Origin of the sequence: Microbispora sp. CL1-1 (assembly GCF_012034195.1) — a bacterium.
GTDB lineage: Bacteria > Actinomycetota > Actinomycetes > Streptosporangiales > Streptosporangiaceae > Microbispora.
This window is the reverse complement of the sequence record NZ_JAATEK010000148.1, coordinates 1-882: the sequence shown is the minus strand read 5'-3', so window position 1 is coordinate 882 and position 882 is coordinate 1. Positions and strand designations below refer to the sequence as shown.

The following is an 882-nucleotide window of genomic DNA, read 5'->3' as shown; positions in this document are numbered from 1 at the left end:
ACGAAGGCTCAGAGTCTTACTGGCGGCCGCCGCCTTGCCTTTGGTGGTGGCGGGCATGCTCCTGGGGGTACGGCCCGCCGCGGCGGCCTCGCTGACCCGGGTGACCGGCTTCGGCGCCAACCCCACGAACCTGAACATGTACCTCTACGTGCCCGACCGGGTCGCGGCACGGCCGGCGCTGCTGGTGCTGGTGCATTACTGCACCGGATCCGCCGGCGCGATTTTCAACGGCAACGGGCACGACTACGTCACCGCCGCGGACCGGTACGGGTACATCATCGTGGTCCCCGAGGCCACCCGCAGTGGGCAGTGCTTCGACGTGTCCACCCCCGCCGCGCTCAGGCGCGACGGCGGGAGCGACTCCACCGGCATCATGTCGATGGTCTCCTGGGCGCGGCAGCGCTACAACGTCGACCCGAACCGGATCGTCGTGAGCGGCTTTTCCTCCGGCGCGATGATGACCAACGTCCTGGCCGCCGAATATCCCGACGTGTTCTCGGCCGGGGCGGCCTTCTCCGGCGTACCGGCCGGATGCTTCGCGACCACCGACGGCTCCCTGTGGAACAGCCAGTGCTCCGGCGGCAACCTCATCAAGTCCGCCCAGCAATGGGGCGACCAGGCCCGCGCCATGTACCCCGGCTACACCGGCCGCTACCCCCGCATGCAGCTGTGGCACGGCACCACCGACACCACTCTCGCCTACCCCAACTACGGCGAAGAGATCAAGCAGTGGACCAACCTGCACGGGCTGAGCCAGACCCCGTCCTTCACCGACCACCCGCAGTCGTCGTGGACCCGCACCCGCTACGGCGACACAAGCACCCAGGCCACCATCGAAGGCATCAGCATCTCCGGCGTCGGCCACCAACTCCCCATGAACGG

General features: G+C 68.6%; 1 protein-coding gene. It reads left to right on the top strand.

What is annotated here, in order from left to right; all coding sequences use genetic code 11:
* Positions 1 to 55: 55 nt before the first annotated feature.
* The coding region (locus HCK04_RS40360; RefSeq protein WP_142652782.1) for a PHB depolymerase family esterase at positions 56 to 882 on the top strand (827 nt) is incomplete at its 3' end.